The 21,756-nt window shown below is 63.0% G+C and carries 19 protein-coding genes; 12 read left to right on the top strand and 7 right to left on the bottom strand.

Features of this window, described 5'->3' with window-relative positions:
• Positions 1-38: 38 nt before the first annotated feature.
• Entirely contained in the window at positions 39-1,169 is a 1,131-nt protein-coding gene (locus tag EEB12_RS12125; RefSeq protein WP_141487828.1) for a lipase family protein, read from the top strand.
• 6 nt (positions 1,170-1,175) lie between these two features.
• Here the strand turns inward: EEB12_RS12125 and EEB12_RS12120 are convergent, their stop codons facing one another.
• On the bottom strand, positions 1,176-1,658 hold the full coding sequence (locus tag EEB12_RS12120) for a hypothetical protein (protein ID WP_030534824.1): 483 nt from the start codon (positions 1,656-1,658) through the stop codon (positions 1,176-1,178).
• Positions 1,659-2,277: 619 nt separating this feature from the next.
• Here EEB12_RS12120 and EEB12_RS30490 point away from each other — a divergent pair.
• Positions 2,278-2,418 (top strand): hypothetical protein, encoded by a 141-nt coding sequence (locus EEB12_RS30490; RefSeq protein WP_181447632.1) that lies wholly within the window; start codon positions 2,278-2,280, stop codon positions 2,416-2,418.
• Between the two features lie 299 nt (positions 2,419-2,717).
• On the opposite strand, the gene EEB12_RS30680 is transcribed toward EEB12_RS30490, so the two are convergent.
• The 3 genes from EEB12_RS30680 to EEB12_RS12095 all read right to left on the bottom strand — a co-directional run bounded on the left by EEB12_RS30680 (position 2,718) and on the right by EEB12_RS12095 (position 6,023).
• Positions 2,718-2,954, bottom strand: coding sequence for an ASCH domain-containing protein (locus tag EEB12_RS30680; RefSeq protein ID WP_220095796.1), 237 nt, complete (start codon positions 2,952-2,954; stop codon positions 2,718-2,720).
• Positions 2,955-3,226: 272 nt separating this feature from the next.
• Entirely contained in the window at positions 3,227-5,206 is a 1,980-nt protein-coding gene (locus EEB12_RS12100) for an amino acid permease (RefSeq protein WP_141487826.1), read from the bottom strand.
• 4 nt (positions 5,207-5,210) lie between these two features.
• Positions 5,211-6,023 (bottom strand): polysaccharide deacetylase family protein, encoded by an 813-nt coding sequence (locus EEB12_RS12095; protein WP_141487825.1) that lies wholly within the window; start codon positions 6,021-6,023, stop codon positions 5,211-5,213.
• 122 nt (positions 6,024-6,145) lie between these two features.
• On the opposite strand from EEB12_RS12095, the gene EEB12_RS12090 reads away from it, so the two are divergent.
• The 3 genes from EEB12_RS12090 to EEB12_RS12080 all read left to right on the top strand — a co-directional run bounded on the left by EEB12_RS12090 (position 6,146) and on the right by EEB12_RS12080 (position 8,892).
• Positions 6,146-7,675: an LCP family protein gene (locus EEB12_RS12090; protein WP_258537494.1), complete on the top strand. Its 1,530-nt coding sequence runs from the start codon at positions 6,146-6,148 to the stop codon at positions 7,673-7,675.
• Positions 7,676-7,808: 133 nt separating this feature from the next.
• Positions 7,809-8,015: a hypothetical protein gene (locus tag EEB12_RS12085; RefSeq protein ID WP_124568973.1), complete on the top strand. Its 207-nt coding sequence runs from the start codon at positions 7,809-7,811 to the stop codon at positions 8,013-8,015.
• 46 nt (positions 8,016-8,061) lie between these two features.
• Positions 8,062-8,892 carry a crotonase/enoyl-CoA hydratase family protein gene (locus EEB12_RS12080; protein WP_141487823.1) on the top strand — a complete coding sequence of 277 codons (831 nt, stop codon included), beginning with the start codon at positions 8,062-8,064 and terminating at the stop codon, positions 8,890-8,892.
• Between the two features lie 125 nt (positions 8,893-9,017).
• Here EEB12_RS12080 and EEB12_RS12075 read toward each other — a convergent pair whose 3' ends face one another.
• Positions 9,018-9,509 (bottom strand): inorganic diphosphatase, encoded by a 492-nt coding sequence (locus tag EEB12_RS12075; RefSeq protein WP_003941181.1) that lies wholly within the window; start codon positions 9,507-9,509, stop codon positions 9,018-9,020.
• A gap of 103 nt (positions 9,510-9,612) precedes the next feature.
• Here EEB12_RS12075 and dacB point away from each other — a divergent pair, with 103 nt between their 5' ends.
• The 5 genes from dacB to EEB12_RS12050 all read left to right on the top strand — a co-directional run bounded on the left by dacB (position 9,613) and on the right by EEB12_RS12050 (position 15,030).
• Entirely contained in the window at positions 9,613-11,022 is a 1,410-nt protein-coding gene (dacB, locus tag EEB12_RS12070; RefSeq protein WP_029254401.1) for a D-alanyl-D-alanine carboxypeptidase/D-alanyl-D-alanine-endopeptidase, read from the top strand.
• Entirely contained in the window at positions 11,022-12,095 is a 1,074-nt protein-coding gene (locus EEB12_RS12065) for a zinc-dependent metalloprotease (RefSeq protein WP_019746776.1), read from the top strand. The genes dacB and EEB12_RS12065 overlap by 1 nt, the downstream gene beginning before the upstream one ends.
• Positions 12,096-13,073, top strand: a complete 978-nt coding sequence (tilS, locus tag EEB12_RS12060) for a tRNA lysidine(34) synthetase TilS (protein ID WP_046377881.1) — start codon at positions 12,096-12,098, stop codon at positions 13,071-13,073.
• A 3-nt stretch (positions 13,074-13,076) separates the two neighbouring features.
• Positions 13,077-13,631, top strand: coding sequence for a hypoxanthine phosphoribosyltransferase (hpt, locus tag EEB12_RS12055; protein WP_019746778.1), 555 nt, complete (start codon positions 13,077-13,079; stop codon positions 13,629-13,631).
• 784 nt (positions 13,632-14,415) lie between these two features.
• Positions 14,416-15,030, top strand: a complete 615-nt coding sequence (locus EEB12_RS12050; RefSeq protein WP_029537491.1) for a DUF2510 domain-containing protein — start codon at positions 14,416-14,418, stop codon at positions 15,028-15,030.
• Positions 15,031-15,388: 358 nt separating this feature from the next.
• Here EEB12_RS12050 and EEB12_RS12045 read toward each other — a convergent pair whose 3' ends face one another.
• The gene (locus EEB12_RS12045) at positions 15,389-16,798 is read right to left on the bottom strand and encodes an acyl-CoA synthetase (protein WP_141487822.1); all 1,410 of its coding nucleotides are present in this window, start codon (positions 16,796-16,798) and stop codon (positions 15,389-15,391) included.
• A 28-nt stretch (positions 16,799-16,826) separates the two neighbouring features.
• Positions 16,827-18,167, bottom strand: a complete 1,341-nt coding sequence (locus EEB12_RS12040; RefSeq protein WP_070796406.1) for an SLC13 family permease — start codon at positions 18,165-18,167, stop codon at positions 16,827-16,829.
• Between the two features lie 99 nt (positions 18,168-18,266).
• Between EEB12_RS12040 and EEB12_RS12035 the strand changes: the two genes are divergently transcribed.
• Together EEB12_RS12035 and ftsH are read left to right on the top strand one after the other, a co-directional pair.
• Positions 18,267-18,914: a FadR/GntR family transcriptional regulator gene (locus EEB12_RS12035; protein ID WP_141487821.1), complete on the top strand. Its 648-nt coding sequence runs from the start codon at positions 18,267-18,269 to the stop codon at positions 18,912-18,914.
• Between the two features lie 267 nt (positions 18,915-19,181).
• Complete coding sequence (gene ftsH, locus EEB12_RS12030; protein ID WP_141487820.1) at positions 19,182-21,746, top strand: ATP-dependent zinc metalloprotease FtsH; 2,565 nt, start codon at positions 19,182-19,184, stop codon at positions 21,744-21,746.
• Positions 21,747-21,756: the final 10 nt, after the last annotated feature.

The following is a 21,756-nucleotide window of genomic DNA, read 5'->3' as shown; positions in this document are numbered from 1 at the left end:
AGTCGGCGCAGACACCGACGAACCACGGGAGCGATGCGATGATCCGACGACGGCTCGGCCAAGCATTGATGGTGATCGCACTCGCCTCCGCGGCCGTTTCGACCGCGCCCGTCCACGCGCAGGAACCGTCGTCAATCACGACGCCGGGCACAGTGACCGCGGCAACTTCCCTGCCGCACTCCTTCTGGATTCCCGGCGCCGCCAACGCATCAAAGCTCACGTACTGGTCCACGGGACCGCTGAACCAGCCCGCGTTGAGTACGGGCGCGCTCTTCCTGCCCCCCGGCGATCCACCCGACGGTGGCTGGCCGGTCATCTCGTGGGCTCACGGCACTGTAGGTATTTCCGACCAGTGCGCTCCCACCGTGACCGGGACCGTCGGCAGTCCGTACCTCACGAACTGGCTCTCGCAGGGCTACGCGATCGTCGCGACCGACTACGTGGGGCTCGGCACGCCGGGAATCCACGCGTACCTGGACGGACCGTCGGCGGCGCACAGCGTGATCGACATGGTGCGCGCCGCGCGTGCGGTCGAACCGTCGCTCTCACCGCGGTGGTTGGCACTCGGACAGTCTCAGGGCGGGCAGGCCGCTATGGTCACGGCAGCGATGGCCACACGGTACGCACCCGAATTGGACTACCGGGGCGCGGTCGCGACCGGGGCGCCGTCCAATCTGGAGAACCTTGCACCACTCGTGGGGCCGGACTTTCCCCGCTTGCCACTGACCGGCAGCACCGTGTTCGTCTCGTACCTCTTGGCCGGACTCCGGGCGGCGCGACCCGATCTCGACATCGATCGCTACCTGACACCACGCGGCACGGATGCCCTGGCCCGAGCCGAAACCGACTGCTACCAGGACATGGCATCGGGCCTCGGCGACGTCACGATCGGCGATCTGGTGAACCGGCCCCTCGACGATCCCGCGGTGCTGGCTGCTGCTCGCGGCATGCTGGAGATCCCGACGACCGGGTACGACCGACCAGTGTTCCTTGGGCAGGGGCTGACGGACGAGATGGTGCCGGCACCGCTGGCTTTGAAACTCGCGGCCGAACTCGCCGCCAACCGCCAGCCAGTTACATTCCGCACATATCCGACCGGTCATATCGAGACGATGCGGGCAGCGCTCCCCGAAAGCCTCTCCTTCGTCCGGAATCTCTTCCAGCCGTAGGTGAATTCACGCGTTTGTCGCATGGCTGGCAGGCGTCCGCTTGCGGCTCGCGATCTCGTCGGAGAGCTGCTGCACGTGGGCGGGGTCCGCGTCCCTGGCAAGGGCGACGTAGTGGTCCATGACGGCCGGCCGGTAGCGCACGGGCAACGTCTGTCCCGGGGCGAGTCGTGTCAGTTCGGTGATCGTGAGGTCTTCGTCTGCGATACCGCGGAACGAGATGCCGTCGGAGGTCTCCACGTCGAACATCAGGACCGCGCGTGGATTGCTGTTGACCTCCCGCCAGTCGACGAGAACGCCGAGCGCAAGCGCCCCCGTACGTAGTTCCGCATTGCGCTTGCGTGCATCACTGCTCATGAGCGGGTTCGGGGCGACGCCAGGAAAGTCGGGCCCGACGCCGAGCGATTCCCGACTCAGGTCAGGCCGGAGCTTTGACATCACATCGTCGAGCGTCATCTTCGAATCGTGGCGCTTCTTCTTCCAACCGAACATCCTGCCCCTCCCTCACATCGGGGCCGGAATCTCGGCCTGGCGCTTCGCTCTGACCGCGATTGTATGTCGCGGTCATTCCCGATCTCCGTCACATCGTCCCGTCGCGATGGGGTCACCGCCTGCGGTCGTGGACGGGCTCGGTCAGGGCACCTGTCTGTCGGACGAGTCATAGACCAGGAACCCTTGTCAGTTGGATCATCTACTGCATTCGCCTGCTCGGCGGTCCGGCCACCTGCGGTGTCCACGCGAAGAGAAATTCGCTGCGCTCCGCGATGACCTTTCCGCAGCGCTGGCAGGCCATGATCGAGCACCACGAGACCACGCCCGAACAGACCTACACGTGGGCAATTTGGATAAAAACTAAGGCGCCACAACAAAACCCGACGCCAGTCGAGATTCGGCCGACTCCCAAGCTGGGCGCTCCGGAGCGAAAACTAGCCGACCTCGACACCACCAAGTTTCATATCCACTGGCGCCCCGATGCCGATCACCACATGCAAGCAGGGCTGGGCGGAGGGTTTCGTGGTTGTCGACGCCGTCGAAGTCTCCTATGGCATCTCCGATGGAGATACGTCCAACCCTGGGTCAGCATCGCCGGAAAGTCGAGTATGGTCCGGTCATGGGCCGACTCACAGAACTACTCAAGTCCGTAAAAAAACTCGGATCGCGCAAAGACACCGCCGCCAAGCAGGAAAAACGCGCACTGGATCGGTGGGAAAACGAAGGCGGCCCTGTCGCAGAGGATCCACGACAACGCTGACCTCGGACGAGTGCCAGCGCGCCTGGACCGATCAACCCAGCCAGAATGGGCCGCAACGACCTGATCGGCTCCTCAAAGCCGCACCCACACTGACTCCGGTCAGTGGGTCGGCGCCGGCAGCGCAGACCTCGACGCACACGGAAATACAACAGACGTTTTCGACGGCTGAGGTCGGTCGCACCACGTCGTGGGCAGTGACGAATCCCCTTGGTGACCAGTGGCTATGACGACCACCTGAACAACAGCGTCTTCAGGCATCTCGGGGTAGTAGTTGACCCGGAGTTGTCTTGCGAAATTCGTCATGTCGGTGCCTGGTGAGCTGCTAGCGGCGACAGATGAGCGAGATCGTACGTTTCTACAGCGGTGACCTGTCCTGCAAGGGGGCGGGCGGTCGGGTGATTGTCGAAGATGAAAATTGCCGGCCCTTCGTGTATGTCTTCGCGCCAGCGGACGGTGGAAACTTTCGCGCCAGAAACCACTGCCGTGTAATGCTTCTGATGAAAGTGCACGGTTTGAGCAGGCGCGCCGGTCGTCATGTTCGCATTGTCCACTAAGTGTCTGCTCCGGACCATAGATCGAACGAAGAATCGCGTTCAACCACTCCCCGCCCCGGTAAGTCCGTCCTGCTCCCAACTGCTTGTCACTGATGTTCGCCGACTTCTGAGGCTGCAGATGTTCACCGGATGCGTTCTCGCAGGATGCTCGAACCTCGTGGCCGAGGTCGGTTGTGCCAGAAGCAATAAACAAAGCCGGCTGTGCGAGCAACGGCGCACCGGTACCCGCGTGAGCGGTCGGTGGGAGTGCGGCGTCAACCGACGTGGACGTGTGGCCGTCTGGATTGGTCGGGTTCGGCGCGGCGGAGAACCTCACGGGTCACCGGAGCGGTTTCGCCCTCACCGATGAAGAGGAATCGGAGCAGATACATGATCGGGTTTCCCTCGGTCCACTCGAAGTAGACGTCGGGAATCACGCCGGTGATGTCCCTCGTCCGCAGGAGAACCGCCGCAATGGTGTTGGGGACGGCAGGGCTGTCGACCCAGAGAATCCGGTGCTCACCGCGCTGTCGGCCGTGGACGAGGAGGTCGGTGCTGAATTCGGAGGAGTCCGTGACGTTGACCTCGATGAAGATGATCGACTCCGCCTCCGGGATGTTGCTTTCGGCGCGCTGCTGCGATTCCTTCTGCCGATACTCGTCCTCGTCGAGACGATCGACGTCGTGCGCCACCATCGCGAGGTAACCCTTCTCGGCTGCCTCGGCGATGAATCGCAGTGCAGTCTCGTCGAATTCGACAGAGGTTGCCCGTAGTTCGAAGGCTCGCGAGATCCGGGAAAGGAAGGACACCACCATGATCGCGGCGATGAAAAACGACGCCACTTTCACACCGTCTGGACGTTCGAAGATGTTCGCGATCGTCGTGTAGACGAACAAAACTGCGACAAAACTGAACCCTACGAACAGTTTTCGCTGACCGTGCTTGCGAGCGGACAGGGCAACGGCGACGGTCGCCGACGAGATGAGCACGAGGACACCGGTTGCGTACGCGGAACTCTGAGCGTCGACACCGGCGTCGAAGTAGATCGTGACAGTGATGGCGATGACGCTGAACACGAGGACCAGCGGACGCACGGCGCGGGCCCACGACGGCGCCATGCCGTAGCGGGGGAGATACCTCGGAACAAGATTGAGCAACCCTGCCATTGCCGACGCACCGGCAAACCAAAGGATGAGGATCGTGCTGAGATCGTAGACAGTTCCGAAGATCTCACCCAGATAGTCGTGCGCGAGGAAGGCAAGCGCACGTCCGTTGGCAGCGCCTCCGGGCTGGAACTCGCTTTCTGGGATCAGGATGGTGGTGACCAGGCTCGACGTCAGCAGGAATCCACTCATGATCAGCGCCGCAGTGGTGAGCAGGCGCCGTGCGCCTTTGATTCGGCCACGTGGATTCTGTTCCGTGTCGTGCGGATCGCCCTTGATCTGCGGCATGACCGCGACGCCGGTTTCGAAGCCGGACAGACCGAGAGCCAACTTCGGGAAGACGATCAGCGCGATCAGGATCATCATCGCCGGGTTTCCGTGCTCGGTGGTCATGGCGCGCGTCCAGTCGGTGACCAACGACGGCGCGGTCGCGATGTGCCACAAACCTACGGAGATGACCACCACGTTCAAGGCGAGGTAGACGGCGACCAATCCGACCGCGATACCGATCGCTTCGGTGAATCCGCGGAGGAATACCGCAGCGAGGAGCGCGAGCAGAACAAGGGTGACGGCGACGGTGTGTCCGGAGAGAAAGGTTGGAGCAAAAGGATTCTCGACGAGGTGCGCCGTGGCATCGGCAGCCGAGAGCGTCATGGTGATGAGGAAATCGGTGGCCGCGAATCCGAGAAGCACGAGAACGAAGATCTTGCCGCGCCACTTGGGCAGCAGCTTCTCGAGCATGGCGATCGACCCCTCGCCATGCGGACTCTCGCGAGCCACTCGCCGGTAGACCGGGAGCGCACCGAACAGCGTCAGCAGAATCAACACGACTGTCGCGATGGGAGCCAACGTGCCGGCCGCCAGTGCCGCGATACCGGGTTGGTAACCGAGAGTGGAGAAGTAATCGACACCCGTCAGGCACATCACCTTCCACCACGGGTGGCGCTTCTCCTTCTTCGGCGCCATCCGGTGTGGCCCCAGATGTCCGGCTGGTTCCTCGGTGATGTCCGCGAGCAGCCAGGCCTCGGTGCGTTGTTTCACAGACGGAGCCGTGTTGTCGGCCGGAACCTCGTTGTCGGCTGCGGTCACCACGGCGTCACGGCTTCAGATAGACGTCGTTGAGCGTGACGGTCCGCAGGTTCCGGCTCCGGATGATGTCCACCAGTTGCGGATACACGTGGGTCACGGGCAGATAGTTGAGGTGCCCGATCACGATGGCCCCCGGATTGAAGTACTGGTTCGCCATTTGGAGGATGTACTCCTCGGTGATCAACGAAGAATCCGACAGCGACCCGTACCAGAGGGTGGGCACGGTGTAGCCGACGCTCGCGGCCACGGAATCGACTGTCGCGTTGTGCCTTCCGTACGGCGGCCGAAAGTACGGCGCCGCGTCCACGCCGTAGGTGTTGCGCAGGAACGTGCCGTTCTTCGTCAGCTCGTCTGCGATCTGCTGCTTCGACACGGACGTCAGATCCGGGTGCGAGTAGGTGTGATTGCCGAGCTGAATTTGTCCGCTCTCGACAAGAGGTCTGAGAAGTCCGGCGTTTTCGGTCCACGAGTTGTATTGCCCGTTGACGAAGTACGTCAAACGGATGCCGGTGTCTTTTGCGAACTGTGTGTAGAGGCGCACGACTTCGGAGCTGGCTCCGTCGTCAACCGTCAGGGCAAACAGATCCCCACCGCCGGGCAGGGCGGTCAACGATCCGCCGGCGGGCAGCGGCACCCGGGCAGACGGCGGTGGAGGCGGCAACAAGGCAGGCGGGAGATCCGGGACGGGGTCGGTTGGTTCGTCGGCTGCAGCGATTGCCGTCCCGACCGAACGTGACGAACAAGCGGTTCCCATGGTCACCGCGGCGGTTCCGGTCAGAGTTGCTGCTGCGAGGGCACTGAGGAAGCGTCGGCGGTCCACAGGGCGGAGCCTAGAGCAGATTTGCCTAATTCGGACTTCATTCTCAGCGTTCTTTCAGCGAAAGACCAGCCGTGTCCGGTATCGACAGGTTCTACTCAGGAACGGTGGATAGCGTGTCGGCCGTGGAACCGCGACCTCGACACTCGGCAACCAGGCACAGGCGTAGGCGTCAACCGCAGCGGTCGACGCTCTCGGTAGGGCGCAAGCTGGCGGCCGCGTGCCTGTCGACGACGATTCTGGTGGGCGTCGGAATCGGGTGGTACGTGCAGTCGGATCTGACGTCGGGGCTGTACCGGTCGGATGCGCTCTCCGCCCTCGGTGACGACGCCGGCAGTTCTCTCGACGGGGATACCAACATCTTGTTGATCGGGCTCGACAGTCGCAAGGCGATGGACGGCAGCGATCTGCCGGCAGAGTTCGTCACCGACAAGTTGCACGCAGGGGACAGTGATGTGGGTGGGTACAACACGAACACGCTTATCCTGCTCCATGTTCCGGGCGATGGTGGCAAGGCCAGTGCAGTGGCGATTCCACGCGACGATTACGTCTCTGTACCCGGCTATGGAATGGCCAAGATCAAGGAAGCCTACGGAATGGCTAAGGCTGATGCGGACGCCAAACTCGTAGCGGACGGTGTGACGGATCCTGCTGCACGAGAACAACAAGCGCGTGAAGTCGGTAGGCGGTCGACACTGACCACCGTGCAGAATCTGCTCAAGGTTCCGATCGATCACTTTGCCGAAGTGAACCTGATGGGCTTCTACGACGTCGTCTCGGCTATCGGCCCTGTTCAGGTGTGCCTCAACAATCCGGTGCAGGACGATTTCTCGGGCGCCAACTTCCCGGCGGGGGTTCAGACTCTCGATGCGTCACAGGCACTTTCGTTTGTTCGTCAACGCCACGGCCTGGACAACGGGGACTTGGATCGCACCTACCGGCAGCAGGCTTTCATCAGCGCGGTGATCGCCAACTTGAAGGGCTCCGGCGTCATCGGAAACATTCCGAAGATGACGGCACTGGCCGACGTGGTGAAGAAGGACGTGGTGATCGATTCCGCCATGGATCCCGTCCGATTCGCTTCTCAGGCAAGCGCTCTCGCGGGTGGGGACATCGACTTCTACACCCTGCCCATCGAGGGATACGAGACCGTCGACGGCCAGGATGTCAACACGGTCGATCCGGCACGTCTGCGTAGTGAAGTGTCGCGGATCTTCGCCGGAGGTGACTCGGCATCTGCACCTGCGATGGACACTGCTGTCTCGACTGGGAGCGAAGTTGTGGATATCCGCAACGGAACCGCGACGGACGGGTTGGGCGCCGCGTTGGCAGCGGCGATGAAAGCGTCGGGAGTCGAAGTCGGAGAGGTGAGCACCGCAGCTGCGACGGCAAAGTCGGTGGTCAGCTATGGAGTTGGCGCCAAAGCCGTCGCAGAGGCGCTGGCCGAGCAGTTGGGCGTGGCCGCAGTGCCGAACGAGCAGGCAGCGGCCGAATCAGTGTCTGTACTGATCGGTGAGGACAATGCGCAGACCGTGTTCTCGGCCGCTCCGGCGCAGTCGGACTCCTCGGTATCCGCCGGCACAGTTCCCGACACGGGAGCACAGGGATCACCTATCCGAGCGGACGCGAATGGCGGCATTCCCTGTGTGGACTAACTCTCAGGTAATTCGCACGAAACTCACGCTGACTTCTTCGGTCTGCGGGTCTACATTGGAGAAGTCGAACTCAGTCGGGTACTTCACCTTTGGGGTACCTGACTGAGATTGCGTAGTTGAAAGGATCACCGACATGGCTACAACAGCAGCGGTACAGAATCCGACACGCTCACGTGCCAGGACCATGTCCTTGTCCGAGTACGTGGCAGAGCATCCGGCGCAGCGCGTTTTCCCGCCCACGAGTGAGCGGGCGGCCAGGATGGCGATGCTCATCATGTTCGCCCTGATGGCCGTCACCCTCGTCGTACTGGTACTTGACGAGGCAGGAATCTTCGGATGAAGGCAGCGGTCTTCGGCTGAGCCCGACCTTTAGTTACTCTTGAGTAATGACTGAACAGAAGAGCTGGAATGCGTTCACCGTCGAGCGCGAAGACAACATCGCCCAGGTGACGCTGATCGGGCCGAGCAAGGGCAACGCGATGGGGCCGGATTTCTGGAATGAACTCCCCGAAATCTTCGCCGACCTCGACGCCGATCCCGAGGTGCGTGCAATCGTCATCGCCGGTTCCGGCAAGCACTTCTCGTTCGGCCTGGACCTGCCGGCGATGAGCGGTGAATTCGGTGCCGTCCTCGCGGACAAGGCTCAGGCAGGCCCGCGCACCAAGTTCCACGACATGATCAAGCGCATGCAGTCGGGCATTAATGCCGTCGCAGATTGCCGCAAGCCCGTCGTCGCAGCTGTGCAGGGCTGGTGCATCGGCGGCGGCGTCGACCTGATCACGGCGGCGGACATCCGCTACGCAAGTGCCGATGCCAAGTTCAGCATCCGCGAGGTCAAGGTCGCGATCGTCGCAGACATGGGCAGCCTCGCGCGTCTGCCCGCGATCATTGGTGACGGACACCTGCGTGAATTGGCTCTGACCGGCAAGGACATCGACGCAGCGCGCGCCGAGAAGATCGGCCTCGTCAACGACGTTTTCGAAGATGCCGACGCGGTACTGGCCGCGGCGCGCGCGACCGCCAAGGAGATTGCGCTCAATCCGCCGCTCGTGGTCCACGGGATCAAGGACGTGCTCGATCACACCCGCAGCGCGAGCGTGAACGACAGCCTTCGCTACGTCGCAGCCTGGAACGCGGCGTTCCTGCCTTCGCAGGATCTGACCGAGGCCGTCACCGCCGTCTTCCAGAAGCGCCCGCCGGTCTTCCAGGGTGAGTAGAAACTGCAAGGGTGAGTAGAAACTGCAAGGGTGAGTAGGAACTGCAAGGGCGAGTAAAAACAGCACAAAAATCCCCGCACATCTTCCGATGTGCGGGGATTTTCGTTAGGCCTGAGAACTTGAGCTCAGTGACCGCCGTTGGCAGCGAGACGCTTGATCGAAGCCTCGATCTCGGCCTCTGCCTCGGCGCGGCCGACCCAGTTGGCTGCCTCGACGTGCTTGTTCGGCTCGAGGTCCTTGTAGTGGACGAAGAAGTGCTTGATCGCATCGAGCTCGAACTGTGAGATGTCACCCAGATCCTGGATGTGATCCCAGCGGGGGTCACCGGCCGGAACGCAGAGGACCTTGTCGTCTCCGCCGGCCTCGTCGACCATCTTGAACATCGCGACTGCGCGAGCCTCGACGATGACGCCGGGGAAGACCGACTCGGGGAGCAGGACCATGGCGTCGAGCGGATCGCCGTCCTCACCCAGGGTGTTTTCGATGAAGCCGTAGTCGGCCGGGTAGCCGAAAGCTGTGTAGAGGTAGCGATCGAGTTTGACGCGACCGGTTACGTGGTCGACCTCGTACTTGTTGCGCTGACCCTTGGGGATCTCGATGGTGACGTCGAACTCCACGCCGATTCCTCGCTGTCGTGTCGGTAATGATTCGTCGGAAGGATATCGGGTCAAGGATAAGGTTGCCTGACCACCCAGTAGGCAGAGCACAGACGGAGGGGCGTTGGCGGGCCAAGGAAAGAAGAAGATCGGCTCGTTGGAAGAGAGTCGACGGCGTAACTTCCGCATCCTTCTGGCGGTCGGTGCAGTGGTTGTACTGGCCGTCGCCGGAGTTGTCGTCGTGAAACTCGGTACGTCGAACGACACAGCCGGCAGCGCGACCGTGACTACGTCGCCGCAGCCTGCGCTCGTGACGCCGTCACCTCAGGTGGTGCCCGTCCCGACGGACGCACCGATCCCGAGCGCGTCGGGAATCGCAGCGGCGATCGGCCCGGCCGTGGCCAACCCGGATCTGGGGAAGTTCACCGGAGTTGTCGCTGATGCGCTCACCGGAAACATTCTGTGGAGCGCAGACCCGTCGACGCCGATGACACCTGCGTCCACGACGAAGGTGCTGACCGCATCGGCGGCACTGCTGAAGCTGCCGCTCGACCACCGGCTGGCCACGACGGTGGTCCCCGGAGCGAGCCCCGGGCAGGTCGTTCTGGTCGGCGGCGGTGACCCGACGCTGACGGCGACGCCGAAGGGGCAGAGCGGTTACTACGCCAACGCAGCGCACATCGCGGATCTCGTCGACCAGATCAAGGCTGCCGGTACGCCGGTGACCAGCGTCGTGGTGGACTCGAGTTTGTTCAAGGGCGACAACATGGCCACCGGGTGGTTCCCCGCTGACATCGCAGCCGGTTACATCACCCCGATCGAATCGGTGATGATCGAAGGTGGTCGGTACGACGGCACTCAAGACGAGTCGCCGCGTTCGGAAACGCCCGCGTTGGACGCGGGCAAGGTGCTCGCTCAGGCCCTCGGTGTCGATCCCGCCAACGTGAGTCTCGGCGCGGCGCCTGCCGGTGCCAAGCCGATCGCCACCGTGCAGTCGGCGCCGCTGAGCGACCGGCTGCTGCAGATGATGGAACATTCCGACAACGTGCTCGCCGAGACCATCGGGCGTGAGGTCGCGATTGCCTCCGGAATCGAAGCCTCGTTCACCGGAGCCGTCGACGCGACCGGCAAGACCCTGCAGGCCGCCGGGTTCGACTACACCGGAGTTTCGCTGCACGATTCCAGCGGACTTTCCGTCGACGATCTCATTCCCGCTCAGGTACTCGATCGCGTCATGACGGCGGCGGCCGGTGACGGTGATCCGAAACTGCGTCCGCTGCTGGACTACCTTCCGGTGGCCGGCGGAACAGGAAGTTTGTCCGACCGCTACGCGTCCGGAAACCGAACCGGTGCGGGTTGGGTACGGGCCAAGACGGGAACTCTCTCGACGGCCAGCGCGTTGTCAGGGTTCGTGGTCGATCAGAACGGGCGAGTGCTCACCTTCGCACTGATGTCCAATGACCGGCCGCCAGAAGTGAGCCGTCCTGCCCTGGACGCGATTGCCGGAGCATTGAGGAATTGCGGGTGCCAATAGTGGCCGAAAAGACTCCACAAGATGATGAAGCCTCGGCTCCGCTCGGTGGTGCCGTCGACTGGAGTCTTGCCGCCAAAGCCGGGATAAAACTGGCGCGCGGCGGCCCCGCGATGTCTCGCTACACGGCCGAGACGGCAACCGCAGAACTCGCCGAAGCGTCCAAGCGTGCAGAACTGCCGGTTCGTGAAGTGACCGGTTTGGCCGACGGTCTACCGGTCCCGGCCGCTGACGTGCTCGACCGGGCCGGGTGGATCACGGCGGCCTCGCGGTCGATGGCGCATCTCACCGGCGCCGACCCTGACGGCAGTGGCAATCTCATCGTCGGAAAGCCGGCGGGCCTGCAGGCCGGCGCAATGCTGGCGTACCTGTCTTCGGCGATCCTCGGGCAGTACGACCCGTTCACCGGCGAGCACGGCACCCTGCTTCTGGTCACACCGAACATCGTCTCCGTCGAACGGTCCCTTCGGCTGAACCCGAGTGACTTCCGGTTGTGGGTCTGCCTGCACGAGGTCACTCACCGGGTTCAGTTCTCTTCCTCGCCGTGGCTAGCGGAGTACATGAAGGAATCCGTCGAAACGCTTGGTGCGACGGTGGACGAGTCGATGACCGACGTTGTCGGGCGCCTTGCTGCAGAGCTGCGCTCGCGGAAGGAACCCGACTCCAGTGACGGTGCGACGGCGGGCGGGATCATCGGCCTGCTGCGTGCTTCGCAGGCGGAACCCCAGCGTGACGCGCTGGATCGGATGCTCGTACTCGGCACCCTCCTCGAAGGGCATGCAGACCACGTGATGGACGCCGTCGGCCCCGCCGTGGTGCCGTCGGTGGCAACTATCCGCGCGGCCTTCGACAAGCGTCGGCAGCGCAAGTCCAACCCCGTGCAGCGGATCATCAAGATGCTTCTCGGCATGGACGCCAAGATGGCGCAGTACGTACGCGGCAAGGCCTTCGTCGACGCGGTAGTTCTCAAGGTCGGCATGGAGCAGTTCAACACCATCTGGACCGGGCCCGAGACCTTGCCGTTGCTCGACGAGATCGACAATCCCGACGCGTGGGTAAAGCGCGTTCTCGGCTAGATGCTGCTGCCTGAGACGCCTGCCCTACTGGCGCTGCGACAGGCCGTGCGGGCATGGACGGTCGCATTCGAGCCACGACGCCGTGTGGTCGTCGCCCTGTCCGGGGGCGCCGATTCATTGGCGTTGACCGCAGCAGCGGTGGCGGAAACCGATTCTGTCGACGCGTTGATCGTGGACCATCGGCTGCAGCCTGGTTCTGATGCCGTCGCGCGCTCGGCCGCAGACCAGGCGCTGGCGCTGGGTTGCCGGACCGCGACGGTGCTGACCGTCGACGTAGCCGAAGGCGGGAGTCTCGAAGCCGCTGCGCGTGAGGCTCGGTACAGCGCTCTGCGCGACGCCAGGACTGACCTCCCGGTTCTGCTCGGACACACGCTCGACGATCAAGCAGAGACCGTCCTTCTCGGACTGTCCCGCGGGTCCGGTGGGCGATCGATTCAGGGTATGGCTGCATTCGACGCCCCCTGGGGACGGCCGCTACTCGGCATCCGTCGATCGGTGACCAGGGCGGCCTGCGTCGACCTGGGCATCACGCCGTGGGAGGACCCCCACAACAACAATCCCGAGTTCACTCGCGTGCGTCTGCGGCACGAGGCGTTGCCGCTGCTCGAAGAAATTCTCGGCGGGGGAGTTGCCGAGGCGTTGGCCCGAACCGCGACGCAGTTGCGTGAGGACGGCGAGGCGCTCGACGAGTACGCCGAGGCCCTACTTCTACGGGCTGTCGTCGACGGGGAAGTGGAAGTGGACACACTTGCCGAAGCGCCCACCGCAATCCGCCGACGCGCTCTCCGGGCCTGGCTGCTGCAGGGCGGCGCAAAAGCATTGACGGACAAACAGTTACGGGCGGTCGACGCCTTGTTGATCGACTGGCGGGGGCAAGGCGGCGTCGCGATCGGGGGCGGAACACCGGAGGCGAGGTTGGTGGCGGCCCGGCGACGTGGCAGGCTGATCCTCGGATTCGAAGACCGACGAAGGGTTTGACGCGTGTACGAGGGCGACATCGCATCGGTACTGATCTCCGAAGAACAGATCCGTGCACGAACGGCGGAACTAGCTGAGGAAATCGCCAAGCGTTACCCGGCAGGCGCCCCCGAAGGGGATCTGCTGCTGATCGGCGTCCTCAAGGGAGCGGTCTTCTTCATGACCGACTTCGCCCGCGCCCTGCCGATCCCGTCGCAGATGGAATTCATGGCGGTGAGCTCCTACGGATCCTCGACCTCGTCTTCGGGCGTCGTCCGCATCCTCAAGGACCTCGACAAGGACATCGCCGGTCGCCACGTGCTGATCGTCGAGGACATCATCGACTCGGGCCTGACGTTGTCGTGGTTGATGCGCAACCTCAAGACGCGCAATCCCGCTTCGCTCGAGGTCGTCACCCTGCTCCGCAAGCCGGACGCCGTCAAGATCGACGTCGACGTCCGCGACGTGGGCTTCGACATCCCCAACGAGTTCGTCGTCGGTTACGGCCTCGACTACGCCGAGCGGTACCGCGATCTGCCGTACATCGGCACCCTGGACCCTGAGGTCTACGGCGGCTGAGCCTGCTCGCGCCTGGAGTGCGGCTCAGGCGCGGACCCTGGGCAAGACATCGTCGTGCTCCAAATGGTTTCGTGTCGGGGCGCTGAGCGGTTCGTTCCAGTTTTGTGTTGGGATCGGGATGGATTTGATTTCCGAGTTGTGAACTGACGTGGATAACGCAGCTGCATCCCTGCGTGGCATACCAAATTGCTGTGAAGTGGTTCAATTCGCAGATCAGCGAATGGTGTCCCGGCGATTTCCGTTGAGGCATCTCGAAGTTCCTGCTGACGTGTCCACGGCTACGGCTACGGCCACAGACTCGAAGCATGGCGATGTCACGTGTCTCCGACAAGTAGCCGCGATGCTTGAACGTACCCATAAAACACGCAAATTCCGCGTCGACGGATTGATCTCTCGATCAATCGCCGATGGTAGGCGTAGCGATGCGCTTTCGACGGCTCCTCATATTTTGGCCGTGCTGGCAAGTTCATCGACGGCGTACGGCTGAAGTCGGGGTACTCGCCGACTAGGTGCTGCGGTTAGGTGAGTTTCGTTCTGGAAAAGGCGAGGTAGTAGGTCCAAGGCTCGTCCTTTGTTCCGATAGGGTGGCGCTCGATCTCCAAAACTGGACGGTTTGTCGGTATCACTCTCTATTCTGATTGAACTAACGAAATCCGTTTCAGCGGACCGGTCCCGAACGCGTTGCATTCAAGATTTATGGATGGGACAGATTCGCTAATTTTGGCAATTTCCAACCACACCCACCAGTGTGATCGGTTCTATCCAGGAATGAAGGAGCACGACGATGTCCGAGCCATCTGACCAGATACCCGCGGGCTGGTACCCAGATCCAGCGGGCGGTCAACGTTACTGGGATGGGACAAAGTGGCTACCCCTGCCTGCGCCGGATTCGAAGGACTCGCCCACATCGCGAAAGCGGCCACCGAAGAAGGTTTTGATAGCGGCGCTGGCGATTGTTCTTCTCGCGGCGGTCGGCGGGACAGTCTGGAAACTGTCCCATGATTCCAACGTGAAGGCTGAGCGGGATGCAGCGGCAGCGGCGGTTCAGTTGGCGGCCGATGAAGAAGCTGCCCGCGTTGCCGCCGAAAAATCCGCTCAGGAGAGTAAGGATGCTAGCGAACGCGCCCGACGTATCTTGGCGGTGACCAATATTGAAAGCAGCGTCAAGACAATGGCTGAGGATCACGTTACGAAAGGGTTTATGGACGGTCCGATTATTTCGGTGTCCTGTTCCCCTGTCGGGGGTGGTTCGACTGATGACCTATCTGAAAAAACCACGGTCTTTGAGTGCTTCGCAGCCAACGAGAATAAGGGCGACGGCATGATGAGTGGATACAAGTACCACGCGACGATGAACTGGAGTTCTGGAGAGTTCACCTACGGACTTGGGAAGCCCTGATTCGTAAGGCATCGAATCCCTTGGACGCTTACCGTCGAAGAGATGCTGCAATCGAGTTCACGGGCGGTAGGTAGTTATCTAGCTCAGCTTCGTTTGGTTTCAAGGTTGATGGCTGACTTTGACCTACGCAGGGAGCTGGCAAGGTAACCATCCTCGTAGAGGGTGCGATCGGGTCCTCGGCGATTCGTGAAAACGAAAAGACTTCCGCGAGTGACGGGGCAGCCTGGCGGCAAACTGTGCGAGTGCGAGTGAGAACCTTGAGGCGCATCGGTGCTGTACCGCCGTCTCGATGCTGGTATCGGGTGCGGTCGTGCAGAACTCACGACCGCACCGCGTCGATTGCGCAAGCGAGTTGCCTTCAGAGCGTCAGCAGCTTCTTCTGGACTTTGCCCATAGCGTTGCGGGGCAAGCTGTCCACCAGACAAACCTGACGAGGGCGCTTGTGGATCGACAGCGATTCGGCGACGAAGTCCGAAACCACCGCGCAGTCGGCTACATCTCCGACGATGAATGCGACTATGCGCTGGCCGAGATCGTCGTCCGGCACACCGACGACGGCGGCCTCGCGAACACCGGGGTATGCCAGAAGTGCCTGTTCCACCTCGCCTGCACCGATGCGGTATCCACCGGACTTGATCATGTCGACCGACTCGCGGCCGACGATGCGGTGGAATCCGCTGTCGTCGATCACCGCGATGTCGCCGGTGCGGAACCAGCCGTCCTCGGTTATGGATTCCGCTGTCTTCGAGGGGTTCCCGAGGTACTCGTCGAAGAGCACGGCTCCCGCAACTTCCAGTTGCCCAAGCTGCTCTCCGTCGTGCGCCGACAATTCGCCGTTCTCGCCGCGCAACCTCGTCCTGACTCCGGGAACAGCGTGCCCGACCCAACCCGGGCGACGTTCGCCGTCGTGCGTCGTGCTGACGGTGATGAGGGTTTCACTCATGCCGTAGCGCTCGACGGGAGCCAATCCGGTCAGCGATTTCATCCGCTCGAACAATGGAACCGGAAGTGGTGCACTTCCGGACACGAGCAAGCGCGCGGATCGCAATGCTGCCGCAGCCGAGGGATCACCGCACACGCGTGACCAGACGGTCGGAACACCGAAGTACAACGAGCCACCCGCTGCGGCATACGAATCCGGAGTTGGTCTGACGGTATGAATCAGCGGTGAACCGACGCGCAATGCGCCCAACACGCCGAGAATCAACCCATGGACGTGGAAGAGGGGCAGTCCGTGGACGAGTGTGTCGTCCGGAGTCCAATTCCACACGTGGGCAAGTGCGTCGAGATCTGCTGCGATCGCTGCTCGCGAGAGGACGACGCCTTTCGGCGCTCCGGTGGTTCCTGAGGTGTACATGATCAGTGCGGTAGCTGCCGCGCTCGGTTCGGGATAGGACGTCGCAGATCGCGCGTGAATATTGATGGGAATCAACGGGATACTCGAATCCGACGGTCCGTCTCCGAGTATCAGTTCGGCCTGGGAATCGGCGATGATGTGCTGACGTTCGAGCGGACCGGAGTCCGGTGGGATCGGTACCACGGCAACATCGGCGATCAGCGCGCCGGCGACGGCGACCACTGTCTCGAGGCCGGCGGCGGCTTGTACTGCCACTCGCTGTGCACCGTGGATTCGATCGGCGACCGCGGTGGCGGCGGCCAACAGGTCGGCGCGAGAGAGGGTCGCGCCTTCGCCGAAGGTGACCGCAGCTCCGTGATCGTCGAAGATGCGGGGGTCGAGGGAGCGCAGAAGTGTGGATTCGCTGTTCATCGCGAGTTTCCTTTCTTTGAGCGAAGATTCAGACGGACCAGGGAACAACGAACAGCAACCAGGCGAGAATCGGCGTCACCACCATGATGGTCATGCCCCACCGCATCGTCAGCCCGAACACCACGTCGCGTTCTTCCGGAGCGGCGTTCGCCACCACCAGCGCGCCGTTGGTCGAGAACGGACTGCAATCGACCAGAGACGACGAGATTGCCAGTGCGATAACCAGGCCGGTTGCATTGACCTGGCCGGTCATGAGGAAGGGAATTGCCAAAGGGATGAGTGCACCGAGGATTCCGGTGGTGGATGCAAACGCCGACACGATCGCGCCGATCAAGCAGATCAGGAACGCCGCGAGAAGTGGAATGCCCACGTGAGCTACCGAATCCCCGAGCCACTGGACGGTGTTTTGGTTCTGCAATAGGGCCACGTATGTGACGATTCCGCCGATGAGGAGGACGGTGCCCCAGCTGATCTTGTCGACGGCCCCGCGGGCGGAGGCCGGGAAGATCAGGGTGAGAAGTACCGCGACGGTCAGTGCGGTGAATCCGACGTCGAGGTCGAAGACCAAGGCGCCGAGTGCAAGTGACGCCAGTCCGAGCAGGGTGAGTCGCCGCTCGAGATTGAGTGCTCCCTCGTGCGGAGCGGTCCCAACCGAGGACTTGCCGCCACCCTTCGAGCTGTCGCCGGAACCCGAACCGGTGATGGTGTCGCCACCGCCCGAAGCGTTGCCGACTGCGCTGACAAGCACGCGCTCCGAGGCGCCGCGTGCAATCAATGCGCGACCGCCGAACGAGACGTACGCGATTGCGGCAACAACGGCTGCGGCCGCGAAGGTCGAGACGAACAGCAAGGCCGGGCTGGACGGGAGGCCGTTCTGGCGCATGACGTCGTTGGTGATCACACCGAAGATTCCGATAGGGGAGAAGCTGCCCGCCGTTGCGCCCTGGACGACCATGAAGCCCATCAGCATGGGGTGGATCCGGTAGCGGGTGGCGAAGCCCATTGCCACGGGCGCGATGATGGCGACGGCAGCGGGACTGACCGCGCCCATGGCGGTGACGGCCGCGCACACCGCGAACATCGCCCACGGCACGAGGGCCACTCGTCCTCTGACCGCACGGACCGCCGCGTGAATGATCCAATCGACCGTGCCGTTGTTTCTTGCCAGCGCGAACAGGTAGGTGACGCCGACCAGGATGACGAAGAGGCTGGCCGGGAAGCCGTCGAGGATCTCGCTGGTATCGACGGTGAAGACCAGTGTTCCGACGACGAAGGCAGCCACCAGGGCAAGCGCACCCATGTTCACCGACCTCACGGTGGATATGACGAACACCAGGACAAGTACTGACAGGGCTATGACATTTGCCATCGAACTCTCAATCCGTTCGCGACCAGCTTGTGGTCTGCATCACTTGGAATTGGCCTAGCCTCTCTGCCACTGCTCCATTTGTCAAGTACACTCCGAGGCATGAATTCGACGTCATCGCCCGGCTCGCGCTCGGGCCTGCCCGGACGATTGAAGCGTCCGCGTCTGTATGAGCAGTTGGCCGAGCACATTTCGAATTTCATCGAGGCTCAAGGCCTTTCGCCCGGCGATCGGCTTCCTCCCGAACGCAGCCTGGCTGCCGAACTCGGCGTGAGTCGAGCGTCGCTGGCTCAAGCGCTCGTGGCCCTCGAGATTCGGGGCAGAGTCGAAATCCAGCACGGTAACGGTGCGGTGATTCGCGAAGCTCCGGCGCCCGACGCGGGTAGGTCTGCAGACTCGGGAGTGCGGTTGCAAGACCGAACCGTCGACGAACTGACTGCTGCCAGGGAAGCGATCATGGCCGGCCTGGCTCGGGCGGCGGCGTCGAATCCCAACGCTGCGCTTCGGGTCGCGATGTTGACCGACGACGGGACCGCGAGAAACTTCGCCGAGACGTGGCGCTGCGTCAGGCACCTGGCCGGCGGCGGCTTATTGGCTGATCTCGACGACACCATCGCCAAGCAGGCAGACGTGCCCGAGTCCTCGGCGCGACTGTCTGCGCGACTCGAGCAGCTCGCGCACCGGATCATCGACGGTGACCAATCGGGCGCCGCTGACGCTGTTGCGGGAATCCTCTCCGAAACGGCCTGACGAATAACGACGGACGAGCGTCGGAAAAGCGCACGATAACCACTATGAGCATGTTCGCTCACAGGAAACTGTGCTGCGACGTAGCCCGGGAACCTGATCGGCAATGCGCACGTTGAACACAGTGACGACCGTTCCAACCAAGCGGCACGGCCGCTGGCGGGCATCGATGGGGCCGATCGCGGTAACCTGCAGGTGTCCGGTTGGCAGCCGGAAGGCGACCTGGCAGACCCGCACTCTCGAAAGGACCGGCCACATCGGCCGACCTGTATGAACCGTAAGACTGTGTTCCGTAACGTGCTACTCGTAGCCGTCGTGCTGTTGGTGATCTATGCCTTCAGCTACTTCAGCAACGACACCCGCGACTTCAAGACCGTCGACACCTCGGTCGCGATATCCCAACTCGACGCCAAGAACGTTGAGTCGGCGCAGATCGACGACCGTGAGCAGCAGGTTCGTCTGTGGCTCAAGAACGGCAACGACGCCACCGACGGTAGGACGCAGATCCTGGCGAAGTACCCCGCGAGTGCGTCGGAGCAGATCTTCGACAAGGTCGAAGGCGCCGGAGCGGACAAGTTCAACACGACGGTCACTCAGGAGAGTTGGCTGACGTCGATCCTTCTGTTCGTGCTGCCGATGATCATTCTGTTCGGCATCTTCTTCTTCGTCATGAACCGGATGCAGGGCGGCGGTGGTCGCGGCGGAGTCATGGGATTCGGTAAGTCGAAGGCCAAGCAGCTCACCAAGGACATGCCGAAAACCACGTTCGCCGACGTCGCCGGTGCGGACGAGGCTGTCGAAGAGCTGTACGAGATCAAGGACTTCCTGCAGAACCCGGCTCGCTACCAGGCGCTCGGCGCCAAGATTCCGCGCGGTGTGCTGCTGTACGGCCCTCCCGGAACCGGTAAGACGCTGCTCGCTCGCGCTGTCGCAGGCGAAGCCGGCGTCCCGTTCTTCACCATCTCCGGTTCGGACTTCGTCGAGATGTTCGTCGGTGTCGGTGCTTCGCGTGTTCGCGACATGTTCGAGCAGGCCAAGCAGAACAGCCCCTGCATCATCTTCGTCGACGAGATCGACGCCGTCGGTCGTCAGCGCGGCGCAGGACTGGGCGGCGGACACGACGAGCGCGAGCAGACGCTCAACCAGCTGCTCGTCGAGATGGACGGCTTCGGTGATCGCACCGGCATCATCTTGATCGCCGCAACCAACCGCCCCGACATCCTCGACCCCGCACTGCTGCGTCCGGGACGCTTCGATCGCCAGATTCCGGTCGGCGCCCCCGACCTCGCCGGTCGCCGTGCGATCCTGCGAGTGCACTCGCAGGGCAAGCCGATCGATCCCAACGCCGATCTCGAAGGCCTCGCCAAGCGGACCGTCGGAATGTCGGGCGCCGATCTTGCCAACGTCATCAACGAGGCTGCGCTGCTCACCGCACGCGAAAACGGGACCGTCATCACCGAAGCCTCGCTCGAGGAATCGGTGGACCGTGTTGTCGGTGGACCGCGGCGTAAGAGTCGCATCATCAGCGAGCACGAGAAGAAGATCACGGCGTACCACGAGGGCGGTCACACGCTGGCTGCTTGGGCAATGCCTGACATCGAGCCGGTCTACAAGGTCACGATCCTCGCTCGCGGTCGCACCGGCGGTCACGCGATGACCGTGCCCGAAGACGACAAGGGTTTGATGACGCGTTCGGAGATGATCGCTCGTCTCGTCATGGCAATGGGTGGACGCGCCGCCGAGGAGTTGGTGTTCCACGAGCCCACTACCGGAGCGTCGTCCGATATCGACATGGCGACCAAGATCGCACGCGCGATGGTCACCGAATACGGCATGAGTGCCAAGCTCGGCGCGGTTCGCTACGGACAGGAGGGCGGGGATCCGTTCCTCGGCCGTTCGATGGGCGTTCAGTCCGACTACTCGCACGAGATCGCCCGCGAAATCGACGAGGAGGTGCGCAACCTCATCGAGGCGGCGCACACCGAAGCGTGGGCCATCCTCAACGAGTACCGCGATGCGCTCGACCTCATCGCTACCGAACTGCTCGAGCGTGAGACGTTGACTCGCAAGGACCTCGAGAAGATCCTTGCCGGCGTCGAAAAGCGTCCCCGCATCACGGCTTTCAACGATTTCGGTGGGCGCACGCCTTCGGATCGTCCGCCGGTGAAGACTCCGCGCGAACTCGCGATCGAGCGCGGCGAAACGTGGCCGGAGCCCGCTGCTGCACCTGTTCTCGTCAAGGCAGGCGCACCCAACAGCGGTGCACCCAACGGCGGTGTCCCCAACAACGGTGGTCTCCCCAACAACGGCAACCAGGGACCCTCGAACGGCTACGCACAGCCCTCGTACCCGCAGCCGAGTGCCCCGCAGCAGACTCCGCAACCGGGAACACCCGACTACGGAGCGCCCGCCGGATGGTCTGCACCGGGTTGGCCTCCGCGTGAGAACCCGTCGCCGACGTACCCCGGACAGCAGTCGGGTGGGTACACCGGTGGACAGAATCCGACCCCGCCGAACCAGTCGCAGGGCCAGTACGGTCAGCCCCAACACGGTCAGCCCCAGCCCGATCAGGGGCAGTACGGTCAGCCGCACCCGGGACAGCAGGCGTACCCCGAGCAGCCGCACCCCGGCCGTCGTTACCCCGCGCAGCCCGACTACCCGGTGCAGTACCCGGACGGTGGACCCTTCGCCGATCCGAACCGGGGAAACCCGACCGGCGAAAACCAGTGGCAGAGCCCCGCACCGGAACAGCCGCAGACTCCGCCGCCGCATCATTCGGCTGAGGACGACGGCCCGAGCACCGCTCGCTGGGACGGACCGGACGGATCCCGCTGACCTTGCGCCA

The organism is Rhodococcus sp. WS1 (genome assembly GCF_003797745.1).
Lineage (GTDB): Bacteria > Actinomycetota > Actinomycetes > Mycobacteriales > Mycobacteriaceae > Rhodococcus_F > Rhodococcus_F erythropolis.
This window is presented reverse-complemented; position numbering and strand designations above follow the sequence as displayed.